The following is a 17,068-nucleotide window of genomic DNA, read 5'->3' as shown; positions in this document are numbered from 1 at the left end:
GCTGAACCATGTTTAAAAAAATATTTCCCTCTGTCTTTCTGTTACTCTTGGCCCTTGGAGTTAAGGGTCAAGAGCTGACCATCCCCCAGCTTTCCCAATATATTGCGGACAATCCTTTTTTGATGTCCCCAACCTATGCGGGAATTGGAGATCACATTAAAGTGCGCCTCAACGGACTCACACAATGGGTGGGTATTGAAGATGCCCCTGATACCCAAACCTTGGCCGCCGATGCCAGAATTGGAAACAGATCCGGATTGGGAATGTTGTTATACAATGATAGTAACGGACATACCAAACAACGTGGGGCGAGGGTCTCCTTTGCCCACCATTTGATATTGGACCGCTATGACGACATTTTCCTTTCCTTTGGAATATCTTATAACTTCAACCAGTTTAGGGTAGACGTTGAAAATTTTACCGATTTCAATGGACAGCTTCCAACAGATGACAAGGCCACTACAAACCACAACTTTGACCTTGGAGTTCTATATAGGTACAATAAGTTTTATCTAAGCCTGAATGCTTCAAACATTTTGAATAAGGACTTGTCCAAATTCAATACGGACATTGTGCAAATAGAGCCCAACAAGCTCAGAAACTATTACATATATACCGGTTATAGTATCTCCAAAAACAAAAACAGTAAATTGGAACTGGAGCCTTCGGTTTTCTTCCAATGGTTTGAAAGTGATGGGCGTTCCGTTACCGATTTGAATGCAAAATTCCGGTTTCATGATTTTGAGGACTACTACTACGTAGGCTTAACTTACCGATTCTTGAATGATCAGCTTGGAGAGCCCTTGTACATAGCTCCTATAGCAGGTTTGAAGAAGAGTAATTTCTATTTTGGTTACTCTTATCAGGTAATTACCAATGAAATTTTAGGATACAGTACGGGTACCCATGTTTTGACCGTGGGTATGGATCTATTCCAAGGAATAAGTAATTGTAGGTGCATGTATTGATTTGAGGGTTTTTCTCCTATTTTTGCCGCGTAATTTGGTACCGTGGGAAAAATAAAATTGAACAATATTCGAGTACATTCCAATCACGGATGTCTCAAGGAGGAAATGCTTATTGGAAGTGACTACCGTGTAGATTTGGAAGTCTCTGCAGACCTATCCTTACCTTCTGCCTCAGACAAGCTTAGTGAAACTGTCGACTATGTTCTGCTCAACAATATTGTAAAAGAAGAAATGGCCATCAGATCCAATCTTTTGGAGCATGTGGCCAAGCGTATAACCAATCGTATTTTCATTGAAGCTTCCGAAGTAAAGTATGTAAGAGTAGAGGTTTCAAAAATTAATCCTCCCATTGGTGGTGATGTTGAAAGCGTAACGGTTGTTATAGAGTCCGAAAGACCCAAATAGGGTTGGGGTTAGCTAAAAAAAGTAGTACATTTGCTCCTCCAAAATGGCATCGTGGCCGAGTGGCTAGGCACAGCTCTGCAAAAGCTTGTACAGCGGTTCGAATCCGCTCGATGCCTCTGAAAGACCCAACTTTTTGTTGGGTTTTTTTGTTTCTCCTATACGCTCCAAGCCTTCTTTGATATCAAATCTTTCCTTTGGTAAAAATCCTTTGGTAATCAATATAATCCCACAAATAATCAATACAACGGCCAATCCCTTTTTTATGAGTACAATACGTTCTTTGGTAAGGTATCTTTTAAGTTGTTTGGCCAAAATGATTTTTACCAAATCGGTTATAAAGTAAACCGCAATTACGGTGCTGAAGAAAACCAATATTCTATTGGGGTCATTGTCCAAACTTGGTCCTACAATAACAATAAGTCCCAACCAAAATGCCAAAACACCAACATTGATAAAGTTGAGTAAAAAACCTTTTACAATGAGTCCAAGATAAGTTCCTGTAGATGCTTTTAAACTTGCTTTTTTTGATTCCTTTTTGATAAAAATCACCAGTCCGTAAACCAGTAGAATCATGCCTCCAAAAACAAACAATCCAGGTTGATTGCTCAAATTTTCCAGCAATTGAAAACTACTGAAATACGCTATCAATAAAAAAACAATATCTGCAATGATAACGCCAATATCCAGACTGACTCCGGCCCGAAAACCTTTAATGGCACTGGTTTCCAACAAAACAAAGAAAACGGGTCCTATCATAAAACTCAATAGAAAACCCAACGGAACCGCTGCCTGAATATCCTCGATCATAATCTATTATTCCATTCTTTTGATTTTTCCTCCAAAAACCGTCTTTTCATCCATTTTCACAGGGTCACCATACACATTTACCTCTCCTCCTGCCTTAACATTCGCCTTGACATAATCTGTAGCATAAATTTCGGCATTTCCCCCCGCATTTACTGTAATGGTAGTAAACTTTGTTTTAAACTCTTTTCCATCATAACTCCCCCCTGTATTTATGATAACATCTTGGTTGTGGGAAAAACCGGTGGCCTTGATTTCCCCACCGCTCACCGCTTTGATTAAAAGTTGCTCCGTTTGACAGTTAATAGCCAATTCCCCACCTTCTTGTGCCTTTAATTCCATCATTTCCTGTACATAGGTTTCTGAGGAGGTAATCCGTGCATCTTCATTAACATCAACAACCTTAAGTTCTCCAGAATGGTACAAGTCAACAAAAGTTCTATATCCACTAAAAATTTTATCAATCTCCATTCTAATCTTCAATACACCATCATTATTGACTATGGCCACTTTATGGGTGTTTGCTCCGATAATTTCAACTTTGTTCTCATCTGATTTGATCAGATTAATGGACAGTCCATCAAAACCTTTCACTTCATGGAATTCGCCAAGTTCACGGGTTATCTTTTGTTCCTGAGCCAAAAACAGTTGTGTTGTAAGTAGAAACAAAAATATTGTAAGTGGTTTCATACTATAAAATTTGGTTACAGATAGAATAACAAACTTTGTTCCAAAATAGTATCATTATTTTTTACCAATCAACGAAAAATCAAGGTGTCTTTTGATCAAATCCGTTTCTTTTACCATCACGTATACTTCATCACCCATTTGGTACATCTTCTTGAACCTTTCCCCTACAATGGCATATTGTCTTTCATCAAAAACATAATAATCGTCTTTAATATCCCTAATCCTAACCATTCCCTCGCATTTGTTCTCAATGATTTCTACATAAATCCCCCATTCTGTTACTCCGGAAATCACTCCTAAAAATTCTTGGTCTTTATGGTCTTCCATGAATTTTATCTGCATGTATTTCACAGAATCGCGTTCAGCATTTGCAGCCAACAATTCCATATCTGAGGAATGCTTGCATTTTTCTTCGAAAACTATAGCCTTTGGTTGCTTTTCATTGTCCAAATAATGTTGCAACAACCTATGGACCATAACATCGGGATATCTTCTAATGGGCGAGGTGAAATGTGTATAGTAGTCAAAGCCCAAACCATAGTGGCCAATATTCTCCGTGGTGTAGATTGCCTTGCTCATACTACGTATGGCCAAGGTGTCCACCAAGTTCTGTTCTTTTTTACCTTTTACATCCTCCAATAACTTGTTTAGAGAGCTGTTAATGCTCTTTTTATCCCTTAGGTTAATACTATGTCCAAATCTGGATATTACGCCATTTAAGGCCATTAATTTCTCCTCATCCGGCTCATCATGGATTCTATAAACAAAAGTTTTTTTCTGTCTTCCTATAAACTCGGCAACTTTACGGTTTGCCAGAAGCATAAATTCTTCAATGAGCTTGTTCGCGTCTTTTGCCTCCTTAAAATAGACACTCTCGGGTTCATTGTTTTCTGTAAGATTAAATCTTACCTCAACTTTATCAAATGAAATAGCTCCGGCATCCATTCTTGATTTTCGCATAATCTTGGCCAATTTATCCATGGTCAAAATTGCTTCGACTACCTCATCGGAAATCTCATATTCCCCATTTCTTATAGAAATATCCTTTGGAATTGTATGTTGCCCTGTTTCTATAACATGTTGGGCTTCTTCGTATGCAAAACGTTCATTGGAATTGATTGCGGTTCTTCCAAACCATTGATTGATAAGATGTGCATTGTCATCTATCTCAAAGATGGCAGAAAAGGTATATTTCTCCTCATTTGGTCTAAGGGAACAAGCCATATTGGACAATACTTCAGGAAGCATAGGTACCACTCTATCCACAAGGTATACAGAGGTAGCCCTATCATACGCTTCATCATCTAATATCGTATTTGGCTGCACGTAGTGCGAAACATCGGCAATATGAATTCCTATTTCATAGTTTCCATTTTCCAATTTTTGAAAGGACAGGGCATCATCAAAATCTTTAGCATCTTTTGGATCAATGGTAAAAGTGAGCACCTCACGCATATCCCTCCTTTTCGCCACTTCAGTTTCCTTTATGGAAGTATCCAAGGTTTTGGCATACTGTTCCACTTCATATGGAAATTCATAAGGCAATCCATATTCTGCCAAAATGGAATGTATTTCGGTATTGTGTTCACCTGGAGTACCCAAAATATCGGTTACCTCTCCATAAGGAGATTCTGCATCCTCGGGCCAGTTTCCAAGATTGACCAAAACTTTATCCCCATCATCAGCTTTTTTCAACTTCTCTATGGGAATGAAAATATCCGTATACATTCTAGGATCTGTTGGTCTAACAAAAGCAAAGGTCTTTTGTTTATCAACAATGCCTACATAAGTTGTCTTTTTACGTTCAAGAACCTTTGAAATTTCACCTTCGGCTTTTTTACCATTTCTTCTTGGTCTTAAAAACACTTCAACCAAATCTCCATGGAATGCCTTGTTCAAACGATTGTAGGGAACAAAAACATCATCTTCCAGCTCATCGATGATAATATAGGCATTCCCACTTGTGGTTAAATCGACTTTTCCTGTATAATACGTATGTATGGAAGGTTTCTTTTTGTATTTGCCTCGTTCTGATTCCTGAATCCTATTTGTAGCTTTCAACTGCCCCAATCGTTTAATGAGCAAGTTTCTATCCTGAGTGTCTGTTATCCCAAGTTTTGAAGCTATTTGTTTGTAGTTGAAGCTTTTATTAGGTTCCTTTTCAAGTACTGTAAAAATGCCTTTGGTAATTTCATTCTTCCGCTGACCTTTAGCTCTCTTTTTCTTTTTGGACATTTATACCAATATATTTTTTTGAAAAGTACGAATTATAATCCTTGACCTTTCATTTAAAGAGAGTATTATGAATTCATAGTTTCATTTTATCAACAATAATCAACTATATACTTTTTTACTTTTAAAAATTTTAAATAAAAATGGTAATGGTTATTGCTTGTTAATATGTTCAATAATTATTTCAAAAAAAATTGCTTTGAACACCTTCAGGATTTTGTACACAATTTTTCATTTATAAATTAAATTAGAAATCAGGGAGTTGTATTTTTTATGAACGATGTTTGAAAAGTGTTTTCAACATCAATTTATTGAAAACTAAAAGTAAGATTAATGTTAATTTCAAGCATTTTATGTTTCATATTGGTTGATTAATTTTTAATGAAATATCAATTGGCATTTGGAAAAATTGCTTAATGGAACTTTAAAACCAAAAAACAAAATCCATTTGTTTTTACTTTTCACCAAATGATCAACAAAACACCATAATTTATAATTACCTAATATTTAATTATATAGAGTTAATTAGGAATTTTTATAAACAGGGCTCCATAAAAAAGAATCGTACCTTTGTAAAGCACCATTTTTAAAACAAGACTTATGAAAATTGCCATAGGAAATGACCATGCTGGAACTGACTACAAACTTGCCATAGTTGGACTTTTAAAATCCAAAGGCATTGAGGTTATTAATTATGGAACCGATGGCACGGATAGCGTTGATTATCCAGATTTTGTACATCCGGTTGCAAATGATGTGGAACAAGGGAATGTTGATATAGGTATTGTGGTCTGTGGAAGTGGAAATGGAGCAAATATGACCATAAACAAACATCAAAAAGTTAGGGGAGCATTGTGTTGGAACAAAGAAATTACAGCTTTGGCAAGAGAGCACAATGATGCTAACATTCTTAGTCTACCTGCCAGGTTCATTGCACTTCCCCAAGCATTGGAAATGGTGGAAACCTTTTTAAATACTGAGTTTGAAGGTGGTAGACATGAACGTAGAATTGAGAAAATACCCTGCAGATAACAATGGCCCACCATCACCATCATCATGGTCATTCACATTCTCATAATGATTTAAAGGGAAGAAACCTTTTAATATCCATCTTTCTCAACATTCTTATTACAATTTCCCAGGTAATTGGTGGAATTATCTCGGGAAGTCTAGCGCTGTTATCAGATGCACTTCACAACTTCAGTGATGTACTTTCATTGATTATTAGTTATATCGCCACTTTCTTGGGAAAAAAGAAAGCCTCCAGCCATAAAACATTCGGATATAAAAGAGCGGAGATTATGGCGGCTTTTGTCAATGCCGCTACATTGATTGTAGTTGCGGTGGTCCTGATGAAGGAAGCTGTTGAACGATTGTTGGAACCCCAAGAAATAGAATCCAACCTGGTAATCTGGCTTTCCTTGATTGGAATAGCAGCCAATGGTTTTAGTGTCCTATTGTTGAAAAAGGACTCTAAGGAGAATATGAATATGAAATCGGCCTACTTACATTTATTGACCGATATGATGGCCTCAGTTGCGGTTTTGATAGGTGGTATTCTCATGAAGTTTTATCAAGTTTACTGGGTAGATGCCGTATTGACCATGGCCATTGGTATTTATTTGATTTATATGGGATATGATCTTTTAAAAGAATCCACTAAAGTGCTAATGCTTTTTACTCCAAAAAGTATAGTGATTCAAGATATAGTGGAATCTATCTGTACCATAGAACCTGTTAAGAATGTGCACCACGTACATATCTGGCAGCTTAACGAAGATGAGGTGCATATGGAGGCCCATATCGATTTTAAAGAGGATATTAAACTTTCTGAATTTGATTCAATTTTGGAAAGGATTGAGGAACATGTGTATCACAAACACGGCATCAACCATGTCAATATTCAGCCAGAATTTGATAAATGTGATTCCAAAAGCGTAATTGTACAAGATTGATGGAAACCACCGTCAAATCATTTAATCAACTTTCCAACGCTGAGCTCTATGAAATAATGCGCTTACGAAGCGAAGTCTTTGTAGTGGAACAGAATTGCGTATACCAAGATTTGGATAATAAAGATCAAAAAGCAATTCATGTTTTAGGCAAAATGAATGAAGAATTGGTCGGCTATGTTAGAATTTTTAAGCCAGGGGACTATTTTGAAAATGTTGCCATTGGAAGGGTTGTGGTGCCTAAAAGCCAAAGAAGGTTTGGCTATGGAAAACTAATTATGCAGTCCGCATTGAAGGTTGTTGAAAACGAATTTCCAAAAATCCCCATTGAACTCTCTGCCCAGACCTATCTCATCAAATTTTACAAAGAACTCGGTTTTAAAACTAAGGGAGAGGAATATTTAGAGGATGGTATACCACATATCCTCATGGTTAAAAAGGAGGATTAGATAAACTTTTTACCAACTCCAATCTCAATCAAATAATCCAATTTTAGAATAAGGTTTACTGGTTTTTCGGCCTTGTTCTGAGTTGAAAAAAACAAATAACCTTCTTTTCTCGGATGAAGCTGCTCCAATATTAATTTACCATGAACTTCCTGATTTTCTTTGATGGTGTTTTGTAGATTTTCCGAAGTCAATCCCAAAAGGTTCAAATGCTCTATCAATTTTGACCTATTCACAAAGGTGATGTTACAAGAAGTAAATACATTTTCCTCATCCGAATAAATACTGGTGACCAAGGAATAGAATTGGGTCTTTTTCCTCTGGTCAAACAGCCAACCCTGTTTGTGTACACTATTTTTTTCATAAAAAAGTTCAAGAGCAAAAGTGGGCAAGCTTTCGTTGATGTAATCCAACTGTGCCTTTTCATCCACAAAATATTCCACTTGTGAACCTTTATGAATCAATACCAGATCAATGCCTTGCAGTTGTTCTTTGTACGATGAGATTCTTTTAAAGCTGTATTGGACCAAATACTTTTTGTAGTAAGAATCCAATAATTTGGTAAGTCGCTTTTCTTGTTGTAAATCTGATTTGAAGCTACTCTTCAAGTTGTGATATTTTCCGAAACAGTTCGGAACCTATTTGTTCCACAATACCCACCACCAAGGCATTTCCCATAAAAAATGCGCGTTTTGCATCAGAAATGCCATCCAATTTGGTGTGATTATCTGGAAACATGTTCAACCGTTCCAATTCTATGGGAGAAAGTCTTCGCAATCCCTTGGAGGTTTGGATTACGTGTTTAAACCGGGAAGGAGATTTTCCTCCTTCGCCAGTTATTACAGTTCTGGAAGGTTGATCAAGAGCATCGGGAAACGTCATACTTCCCTCGCTATAATTATATTCAAAACCAGCTTTGGTTTTGCGGATTTCTTTTTTTGAGCCCTTTAAATATTCCCATTTATGCAAATCGCTGTCGGGAATAAAAAGCTCGGGACTTGCTGTTCCGTTTTCCAATACATCTGAAAGGAACGTCCGTTTTCCATCATAGGAAGGCTCGGTTTTCAATGTGGAAACCTTACCATCTACACAAATTCCTGAGCTTAGAAAGGGAGACAATCCTTTTTCTGCATTGAAGGAATCCGAAACGGAAACCAAATCCTTTTCCAAATCAAATGAAACCATCTTTTGTGAGGCAGAATTAACTGGAAAAGTGGTTGGAATTGTACCTGTTTTCAATAACCAATCCAAAGGATTGGCATTTGAGATGGACCCGTACATATTGGTCGATTCATGATAAGCCAGGAAAAAAACACGTCGTCGTCGTTGCGGCATTCCATAATCTGCGGCATTGATCACACGCCATTCTACGGCATAGCCCAAATCACATAAACTGCGGAGCATCACCGCAAAATCTCTTCCTCTTTGTGCGGAAGGCGATTTTAAAAGTCGGTCCACGTTTTCCAGAAAAAGATATTTGGGCTTCTTTTCTTTTTCTGAAAGTATCCTATGGATGGACCACCAAAGCACTCCTTTTTTGCCCAAGAGTCCCTTGGAGTTTTTAAGCGATGTGGCTACGGAATAATCCTGACAAGGAAAACCACCTACTAAAATATCATGATCGGGAATTAAATCACTAGCGACTTCCTCAATATTGGTGTTGGAGTGGTTCTTTGCTCCAAAACGTGTTTCATAGACCATTGATGCATGCTGGGTCTTGGTGGATGGCTCCCATTGGTTACTCCAAACCACTTTATAATGGCCCGTGTTCTCCAGACCTAATCTAAAACCACCTACTCCCGCAAAGAGTTCACACACCTTGAGTTGTTGCATGTTCAAAAATAGGATTATTCTATCTTTTTAAGGTCGGCGTCATACAGTCCCACCAAAACACTGTTGCCTTTGTCATCCACTTTGATGCCGCCATATTTGGCATTTTCATATTTTTCACCCTCTCCCTCTTGAAAGAAATATGATTCTGCCCCAACGTTGATGCTTCCCCATCTTCCGGCGGTGTATTCTATCAAAAGTTCGTTCGCATTTTTTGGTGTGTTCTCTTTTTGAAGCCGGACTTTTTCACCAATGCCTTTAGCATTCAATTTCACGACACAGAACCCTCTTTTTAAGACACGGTCATCAGCTGTATTTTGTGAAATGGCATATCGTAATCGCATGTAATCCCCTTGCATTAGTGATCTGGGATCTACAGGGGCCAATTCAAGCAATACCAAATCACCACTTGAAAGGATGCGCTCTTTTTTTATGATAGAGTAATTGAACAACCCCAAAAGCAATAAAAGGTTAGCCAAAATCAGTATCCAACTATACTTTTTCATGAGCGTTGAATTTTTTAGTAAGAAACAGGTAAAACAGAAGGAGCACAATTCCCGATGAAAACAGGATTATGGATTTGGTGAGCAAGGTAAAATTCAAATCGTAATAGTACTGCGCAACAAAGTATACCAAGGCAATTATACCAACGGCAAACCCTGTTTTGTAATTTACCAAGAAGCAAAGCAACATAATTAACAGTGCTCCCGAAATTGAAGGAGCAAAGAATGTAGGCAACAGGGCCGCAGTTGTGAGTAAATAAACCCAACCTTTAAATTTTAATGAGTCAGCTTCCATTAGTGCAACAATTTTACCCACCAGATATAGAATTGAGATAATGGAAACTAGGGATGAAACCCAAATGTAATCTGGATTTATAGGCATCAAGCCTTCTTTACCTATAGCAATTAAACCAAACAGTAAAGAAAACAGCAACCCAACCCTAACAGGGTCATATAGCTTATACTTAATTAAATCGGCTTCATTAAGAAAGAAATAAACCAATAGACATGCATAAACCCAAACATATAGGTGAATGAAATCATATACATCATTGGAAATTATGAGTACCAAAAAACATATACTGACAATAAGCATCGAAATAAAAGAAAGCATATAGCTCTTTGACAGAAAAAGACAGCACAGGGCAATAAAAATGCAGAGTTGTGCGATTTGATCTTCATTGACTTTTAAATCGGCAAGCGCAAAAATAATGAGGCTTATACCAATAAGGTAAACACAGATACTAAAAGTATCAATAAGGACTTTCTGGTATAACCTATTCAGCCAGATGGCCAAAATAAGGAATGTAATTCCTACAACCAACAAGCCTGTTGTTGAATCATAGATTCCCGCAATGGCCAAGAACCCCAAAAAAGTTAAAGATGCGAGAATTCCACCAAAAATGGAGAGCACCTTAATGGCCAAACTGGATTGCTGGTCATTTTTCCTCCCATATTCGGCAAAAAGCGTTTCTTCATTGACCATAAAATGGCCGCCTTCCGATACATGAATTTGTTGTATCAGCTCTTTTAGTTTTTCCATCGCTTTTGTAATTTGATGAGAAGCAGAACAAGCGAGGTCACACTCGAAACAATGAACAATCCCATTACAAAGACCATACCCGCATCCACCGATAACCTCAACATTAGGCCGCAGATAATGATGATTATACTGAAAGGAATAATGGCCAAATAAAAAACCCGTCTGGCCTTTAGCCCAAACCACAACCCAAGGCCGTAAACAAATAGGGACGAAAGCACCAAAATGGGGAAAGCGCTCTTTTTTGATTCAAAGATTCCCATGGTAATTCCAATAGTGCTAAAAGATATGACAGCCAATGCCACCAGGTTTGTGAACCAATCTGGAATTTTTTTTAGGTTTAGGATTTTTGGCACTATATAAAAAAGGACCAAGAAAAGAGCATTCAATAAAAAGAGCAGGGTAAAAACAAAGATTTCGGACCACCCATGCGCTACTTGTTCGGAATACAGGACAATAGTGGTGTTGATCAACACAACAAACAACAGCCAAAGAGGTGCAAAATTGGAGACTAAGACCCACAATGTTACAAATATGGTCCAGCCGAGGAAGAAATCGTAAGCATTGGCCCCAGTTTGATATACCTGCCCAAAAACAGCGTATAGAACACCAACCAAAACAGAAGCCGAGGTGAGCAACACCTTTTTCACCCACGCTTTTGTTTTGGCAAGCATGGCTATGACTAAAACAACCACTATGAGTGCTTCAATTAGACCAAATTTTAAAAATTTATGAAGTTGGCTCCAGTTATAGGCAAAGAAAAATAGTATTCCGGCTATGGTAAATGAAATCCCGACCCCAAGCAAAAACCAGGATAGAAACTTTTTCCATGCATTGGAATCATTGTATACATGATCACCCAGTGCCCTTGCCACGGAATTTCTTGACCAATTACTATGTCTGCTTATGATTTGAATGTGCTCTCTATCCATTTTTTCCATTGGAAAGGAGGTTTTGAGAATTTGTAATTGATTGAAAGATACTAAAATTGGGAACGGAGCTGTAGTACAATTGATGAACCATCTATTTAGGTTGACCAATATCCATACGTGTCTTACTCCGTAAGGGTACTGGAAGGATAGATAATCTTGATCAGTCTATTCACGGAAGACAATTGCTCCGCACCGTTGGTTTGTAACAACATACGTCTTTGCCCATAGGCTCTTACAAAAAGGTCAAACTTTACACGATCAACCATTTTTTGCAATTCAACATCATCTTTTGCTTTAAAGCCCTCCAGATTATTGAGTTCTTTTTCCCACCATTTTAAATGGACTTTGGTGTTTTTTTCAAATTCTTCTGAGAAACGGGACCGCAACTTTGTCATAAATTTTTCCTCAATACCCAGCGCATTGTCAAGAGCGGACTTTTGTTCCTTGAATGCTTTTGATTTTTGAAACAACCTATAATTTTCCTTAAGACTATCCACCTGGATTACTGTTTCATAATCTTTCAAAATGCGTTCATATTGTTCATTGGCCAGGATGAGGTCCCCACTTTCGAGAAACCCATTCAACAAATCCGTATCAGATTGGTAATACGTTTGGATTTGATTTACGGGTTGCGGATTTTTTTGTTTCAACTTTTGGAGATACAACCAGTCAAATGCCCTTACGATGTGCTCCGGAGTGGGCCAGCGATGATCTGCGTCATAAGTGATCAAGGTGTTCTTAAATTTGATTAAATCCAGATAATTTTTGTTGGAAATCATTTCGCCATAGTTCATGTCCCGGTTTCCACAAAGTCCAACATACAAAAAGTTCTGTGTTGAAGGCATATGTTCCGAAAATCCAGCCCCGCAGCCAACAACCCCTGCAAATTGATTGGTCAGTGATGCAATGGCACTCGCTAGGCGAGATCCTCCAGAGAAACCTGAAACCCACATTTCATCCTGTTTAATGTTCAGAAAGGAAAAGATGTGGTTAAAAAGGTTATTGGCAATAGCAAAATTGCGGTCATATGGCCCATTTTTAGAATTATTGGAACAGGCCAGAACAAGACCGTATTTTTCGGAAGCCTTTAAAAAAGTCTTGACCCCTTCGCTCCCACGAGCGTTGGGAGAATAGATAAATAATATAGGGCTCAGGGTATTCTCAGAATATGACTTTGGAAGGTAGAGCGCATAGGTTTCCCCATTTGTTCCTGGAACCTGAACGGAATCATGTACAACACCTTTTTCAGGAATGTGTTGTGCCCTTAAAAAAACAAGGGAAAAACATGCCAATAAAAAGAGAAACGAGGAACGCATGGCCTACTTAAGAATACCATCATATTTTGATTTATCTGCCAGCAAGGTTTTGGCAGCCAAGATGGCATCATCATGTTTTAAATAGTATTGGTACAGACCTTCTCTATAGAAATATCGCTTGATGATTTCGTCCTCCAGGTTTTTTCTAATTTCCCGCTCATAATTTTCAAGGGCGTTAACCTTCCCTCTATTGACAGCCAAAAGTAAATCCTTGTACTTTTCCTGTACCTCAGGCCCTAGAAGATGCTCATCTGCATTGATGGATTGTTCCAGAAGTTCTTCTGTTTCGGTCTGAAACGAAAAATTCTCAGTTTGGGCGTACGTTTTAAAATCGTTGTAATCAGCGTCGGTGAGAACAAAATCATCAACGGAAGCGTAATTATGATCAAAATGGAAATCGGTGGCAAAATCAAAAATAATATTATTACCCTGCAGGGCCTCAATGAGGGAATTGGACTTTAATGAAGCAACTTCTATATCGGGCATAACTCCTCCGCCATCCCAGACCTTACGTCCATTTCTTGTGGTGAATTCTTGATTATTGGTGTTGCGCACCGCGTTGCCTTCTTCATCCCTGTTCCAATAGTCCAAAGATTGTATACATCGACCGGAAGGGGTGTAATATCTAGAAATGGTGACTTTTAATTGAGTGCCATAGGTAAGCTTCAATGGCCTTTGAACCAATCCTTTTCCAAAACTCCGTGCACCCATGACCACTGCTCGGTCCAAATCCTGCAATCCGCCCGAAACAATTTCGCTGGCCGAAGCACTTCTTCCATCTACAAGTACCACCAATGGGATATCAAGATCTTCGGGCTGACTTTTGGTTTTATATTCTTGGTTGAACTTTCTAACCTTTGATTTGGTGGTTACGATCAATTCCCCTTTGGGAACAAACAGATTGGTAACGTTTATGGCCTCGGAAAGAAGGCCCCCCGGATTTCCACGTAGATCAAGGACCAGTTTTTCGGCGCCTCTTCCCTTTAGGTCCTGCATAGCTGATTTTGTTTGGCTAGATGCTTTTCTGTTGAACCTGGAGAGGACAATGTAACCCGTTTTGTCATCGACCATATCATAAAAGGGAACGGCATCTACCTCTACACCTTCCCTGGTTATGGTAGTTGTCTTTGTTTCTCCCTGCCTTACAAAGGTGACATTGACCTTGGTATTATTGGCACCTTTGAGCAATTCACCTGCATCATCGTCAAAGTCAGCTACTTTGGTCTCACCGATCTTAATTATTTCGTCACCGGCTTTTAATCCAGCTTTATCTGCGGCATATCCTTGATAGGGCTCCACAATGAGAAGTTTACTTTCATAGGACCTTACCAAAGCTCCAATTCCGGAATATTCACCAGAATTGTTGATTTTGTAGGCCTCTACGTCCTGTTCGTTCAGGAAACGAGTATAGGGGTCAAGCTCATCCAACATGTTTTTGATTGCAGAATCCATAAGCTCGGCCGGATTGGTCTCGTCCACGTAGTTCATGTTGAGCTCTTTAAAGAGCGTAGTGAAGATTTCAATCTGTTTGGCAATCTCAAAAAAGTCGCTTCTAAAACTACTGGCACCTACCAGCACCAAAAGTGCCAGAACGGGCACCAAAATCTTTTTTCTATTGATTTTTTTCATGGAATTCCTTTTTTAGAAAAGCCTCAAGAACCTGTTTCATGGCCCCGTCCATTTCTTGGAAGTTTGGCATCTTATCACCAAGGTATAAAAATAAGAACGCAAAGTTTCCCTCCATGTTGTTAAAAATTAAGGCCTTGTTCAACCTGTAGGTTTCCCTCAATAGCCTCTTTATATGGTTGCGATCTACAGCTCTACCAAATTTTTTTTTGGGTGCCGCCACTCCAATTTTCACCTTGGTATCATCACCAAAGTCCGAACGAAGATAAATTAACTTCAAGGGAAACTTCAGAACACTTTTTCCCTCCTCAAAAAGAGCATCAAAATGTTTTTTGCTCTTGAGCTTTTCGTTCTTTGGGAAGCTAAGGTCCTTTGGTTTATCCACGGGAATAAGTAAAATGTCCCCTTAAGGGGACAAATTAGTTTGTCTATGACAAGTTACGGGAAAAAAGGGATGCAATCCGCAGGATTACCTACGGATTGGACTGATATACATTATTTTCACCGTTAACATCTGCCATGAGTTGGGATGGGTCCAAAACAATGGCCTGTACCTCATTCAAAGGTTTGTCGATGATAAATTCATACGTAGGATAGGCCCAGGCCCAATCATCCAAAACAGTTCGATTTAAGGATGGATAAGGATTGGCTTTTTCTCCACGCATCATTCGTAAAGGGATATAGTAAGTTTCTTGGTTTCCATCAGCACCAACAACCAAAATATCCAACGGCATTGGCATTAGCCCTATTCGCTCCAAAACCACTTTGGTCTTATTGTCTTGGGCCTCCACACTTTTGATGGAGTAATCGATGGTGTTGGTGGTCTGGGTCCAATCGGTTAGATACCAATCCAGTTCTATCCCAGATATCTTTTCTGCGGTTCTTTTTATGTCATTGGGCACCGGATGCTTGAATTTAAAATCTTCATAATACTTCCCGACGGTTTCCATCAACTTATCCTGCCCTATAACATAACCCAATTGTGATAAGAAAATAGAACCCTTGCTATAAGCTGAAATACCATAGGCAAAGTTTGTGGCATAGCGATCAGCGTGCGTTGCCTGCGGAAGTTCCAAACCAGAATTTACCAAGGCGTAGTAGCCTTTGTAAGATCCTTCAAAGGGATTTTCCTTATTCTGCTCCATAATTTCATTCATACACAGACTACTGATAAAGGTGGTAAAGCCTTCATCCATCCACTCGTGCTTGGATTCATTGGTCGCCAGAACATGCTGAAACCAGGAATGCGCCATTTCATGGACCATTACTCCAACAAGGCTGGGAAACTCCCTGTTTCCAGTGATCAATGTGCTCATGGCATACTCCATTCCGCCATCTCCGCCTTGTACCACGGAATATTGGTCATATGGGTATTTACCAATGTTTTTACTGAAAAACTCCATGGCCGCTTCGGTTTTGGGCTGAAGTTTTTTCCAATTTTCCAGAATTTCCGGATTGTTTTTGTAGTAGAAATGCAAGGTGGGGCCATCAGCCATTTTTACAGTATCGTGAATGTATTCCGGGTCTGCTGCCCACATAAAATCGTGCACATTTGGTGCTTTAAAATGCCACGTAAGCGTTTTTCCCTTGGTCTTTACTTGAGTTCCAGGGGTTTGATAGCCATGACCTATTTCATTTGGGTTTTGCAGATAACCTGTTCCGCCCACTACATAGTTTTTATCCAAGGTAAGTTTCACATCAAAATCTCCCCAAACGCCATGGAATTCCCTAGCGATGTACGGATTGGGGTGCCAGCCTTCAAAATCGTATTCTGATAATTTGGGATACCACTGACTCATGGAAAGGGCCACATCTTCCCGGCTATTTCTACCAGAGCGACGAATCTGAAGCGGAACTTGACCTTTAAAGGTCATTTCCAATGTGGTTTTTCCTCCAGAAGGAATTGGCTTTGCCAAATCGACCACCAATATGGTTCCCTCTTCATTAAACGTCACACCTTGTCCATCCTGGGATAATGTTTCGACATGCAGATAACCCATTTCGCTTTCACTGAGCGAAGCAATCCTACTTTTCTTGCTGTCCATCATCCTTCCGTCAGGGTCTTTTACTGACTGGAGCCTGGCATCCATTTCACTTCCTGGTTGAAAAGCATTGAAGTAAAGATGATAGTAAACTCGATTCAATACATCAGGGGAGTTATTGGTATAGACCAACTTTTGCGTTCCTGTATATTGAAAGGTTTTTACATCCATAGCCACATCCATGGTATAATCCACATGTTGCTGCCAGTATGAGTTGTTTTGTGCGCTAAGCAGTGAGACACCGGCCAGGAAAAAAACAAAGAGCGATTGAAGACTTTTCATA

At 38.9% G+C, this 17,068-nt stretch carries 17 protein-coding genes, 1 tRNA gene and 1 pseudogene; 7 read left to right on the top strand and 12 right to left on the bottom strand.

What is annotated here, in order from left to right:
* Nucleotides 1-8: 8 nt before the first annotated feature.
* From DX873_RS10620 to DX873_RS10610, 3 genes are all read left to right on the top strand, one after another.
* Nucleotides 9-968: a PorP/SprF family type IX secretion system membrane protein gene (locus tag DX873_RS10620; protein WP_116184415.1), complete on the top strand. Its 960-nt coding sequence runs from the start codon at nucleotides 9-11 to the stop codon at nucleotides 966-968.
* A gap of 42 nt (nucleotides 969-1,010) precedes the next feature.
* Nucleotides 1,011-1,373, top strand: coding sequence for a dihydroneopterin aldolase (folB, locus tag DX873_RS10615; protein WP_116184414.1), 363 nt, complete (start codon nucleotides 1,011-1,013; stop codon nucleotides 1,371-1,373).
* 45 nt (nucleotides 1,374-1,418) lie between these two features.
* Nucleotides 1,419-1,489, top strand: a tRNA-Cys gene (locus DX873_RS10610).
* A 34-nt stretch (nucleotides 1,490-1,523) separates the two neighbouring features.
* Here DX873_RS10610 and DX873_RS10605 read toward each other — a convergent pair.
* Nucleotides 1,524-2,087: pseudogene (locus DX873_RS10605) on the bottom strand (LysE family translocator); the annotation flags it as partial.
* On the opposite strand from DX873_RS10605, the gene DX873_RS19155 reads away from it, so the two are divergent.
* Entirely contained in the window at nucleotides 2,041-2,166 is a 126-nt protein-coding gene (locus DX873_RS19155) for a hypothetical protein (protein ID WP_262511002.1), read from the top strand. The pseudogene DX873_RS10605 and the gene DX873_RS19155 sit on opposite strands and share 47 nt — an antisense overlap.
* A 20-nt stretch (nucleotides 2,167-2,186) precedes the next feature.
* On the opposite strand, the gene DX873_RS10600 is transcribed toward DX873_RS19155, so the two are convergent.
* Nucleotides 2,187-2,867: a head GIN domain-containing protein gene (locus tag DX873_RS10600; protein WP_116184413.1), complete on the bottom strand. Its 681-nt coding sequence runs from the start codon at nucleotides 2,865-2,867 to the stop codon at nucleotides 2,187-2,189.
* 54 nt (nucleotides 2,868-2,921) lie between these two features.
* Nucleotides 2,922-5,102, bottom strand: coding sequence for a ribonuclease R (gene rnr / locus DX873_RS10595; protein ID WP_116184412.1), 2,181 nt, complete (start codon nucleotides 5,100-5,102; stop codon nucleotides 2,922-2,924).
* Between the two features lie 597 nt (nucleotides 5,103-5,699).
* Here rnr and DX873_RS10590 point away from each other — a divergent pair.
* Genes DX873_RS10590 through DX873_RS10580 form a run of 3 tightly spaced genes read left to right on the top strand, consistent with a single transcriptional unit; the run spans nucleotide 5,700 to nucleotide 7,500 of the window.
* On the top strand, nucleotides 5,700-6,131 hold the full coding sequence (locus DX873_RS10590; protein ID WP_116184411.1) for an RpiB/LacA/LacB family sugar-phosphate isomerase: 432 nt from the start codon (nucleotides 5,700-5,702) through the stop codon (nucleotides 6,129-6,131).
* A 2-nt stretch (nucleotides 6,132-6,133) separates the two neighbouring features.
* Nucleotides 6,134-7,054, top strand: a complete 921-nt coding sequence (locus DX873_RS10585; protein ID WP_116184410.1) for a cation diffusion facilitator family transporter — start codon at nucleotides 6,134-6,136, stop codon at nucleotides 7,052-7,054.
* Entirely contained in the window at nucleotides 7,054-7,500 is a 447-nt protein-coding gene (locus DX873_RS10580) for a GNAT family N-acetyltransferase (protein WP_116184875.1), read from the top strand. Before DX873_RS10585 ends, DX873_RS10580 begins: the two co-directional genes overlap by 1 nt.
* On the opposite strand, the gene DX873_RS10575 is transcribed toward DX873_RS10580, so the two are convergent.
* The 9 genes from DX873_RS10575 to DX873_RS10535 form a co-directional block, all read right to left on the bottom strand.
* Complete coding sequence (locus DX873_RS10575) at nucleotides 7,497-8,105, bottom strand: hypothetical protein (RefSeq protein ID WP_116184409.1); 609 nt, start codon at nucleotides 8,103-8,105, stop codon at nucleotides 7,497-7,499. The two genes, DX873_RS10580 and DX873_RS10575, sit on opposite strands and share 4 nt — an antisense overlap.
* Entirely contained in the window at nucleotides 8,095-9,330 is a 1,236-nt protein-coding gene (dcm, locus tag DX873_RS10570; RefSeq protein WP_116184408.1) for a DNA (cytosine-5-)-methyltransferase, read from the bottom strand. Before dcm ends, DX873_RS10575 begins: the two co-directional genes overlap by 11 nt.
* A gap of 14 nt (nucleotides 9,331-9,344) precedes the next feature.
* Nucleotides 9,345-9,833, bottom strand: coding sequence for a GDYXXLXY domain-containing protein (locus tag DX873_RS10565; protein WP_116184407.1), 489 nt, complete (start codon nucleotides 9,831-9,833; stop codon nucleotides 9,345-9,347).
* A complete protein-coding gene (locus tag DX873_RS10560) occupies nucleotides 9,820-10,872 on the bottom strand; it encodes a DUF4401 domain-containing protein (RefSeq protein ID WP_116184406.1) in 1,053 nt (350 codons plus the stop codon). The genes DX873_RS10565 and DX873_RS10560 overlap by 14 nt, the downstream gene beginning before the upstream one ends.
* A complete protein-coding gene (locus DX873_RS10555; protein ID WP_116184405.1) occupies nucleotides 10,860-11,810 on the bottom strand; it encodes a DUF2157 domain-containing protein in 951 nt (316 codons plus the stop codon). The genes DX873_RS10560 and DX873_RS10555 overlap by 13 nt, the downstream gene beginning before the upstream one ends.
* A gap of 113 nt (nucleotides 11,811-11,923) precedes the next feature.
* Nucleotides 11,924-13,117: a hypothetical protein gene (locus tag DX873_RS10550; protein WP_147296646.1), complete on the bottom strand. Its 1,194-nt coding sequence runs from the start codon at nucleotides 13,115-13,117 to the stop codon at nucleotides 11,924-11,926.
* Between the two features lie 3 nt (nucleotides 13,118-13,120).
* Nucleotides 13,121-14,746 carry a S41 family peptidase gene (locus DX873_RS10545; protein ID WP_116184403.1) on the bottom strand — a complete coding sequence of 542 codons (1,626 nt, stop codon included), beginning with the start codon at nucleotides 14,744-14,746 and terminating at the stop codon, nucleotides 13,121-13,123.
* Nucleotides 14,730-15,128: a ribonuclease P protein component gene (rnpA, locus tag DX873_RS10540; protein WP_181899475.1), complete on the bottom strand. Its 399-nt coding sequence runs from the start codon at nucleotides 15,126-15,128 to the stop codon at nucleotides 14,730-14,732. Before rnpA ends, DX873_RS10545 begins: the two co-directional genes overlap by 17 nt.
* Nucleotides 15,129-15,216: 88 nt before the next feature.
* Complete coding sequence (locus tag DX873_RS10535) at nucleotides 15,217-17,067, bottom strand: M1 family metallopeptidase (RefSeq protein ID WP_116184874.1); 1,851 nt, start codon at nucleotides 17,065-17,067, stop codon at nucleotides 15,217-15,219.
* Between the last annotated feature and the right edge of the window lies 1 nt (nucleotide 17,068).

It is taken from the genome of Flagellimonas nanhaiensis (assembly GCF_003382275.1).
Classification (GTDB): Bacteria; Bacteroidota; Bacteroidia; order Flavobacteriales; family Flavobacteriaceae; genus Flagellimonas; species Flagellimonas nanhaiensis.
The sequence above is the reverse complement of the archived record's forward strand: the minus strand, read 5'-3'. Positions and strand labels throughout refer to the sequence as shown.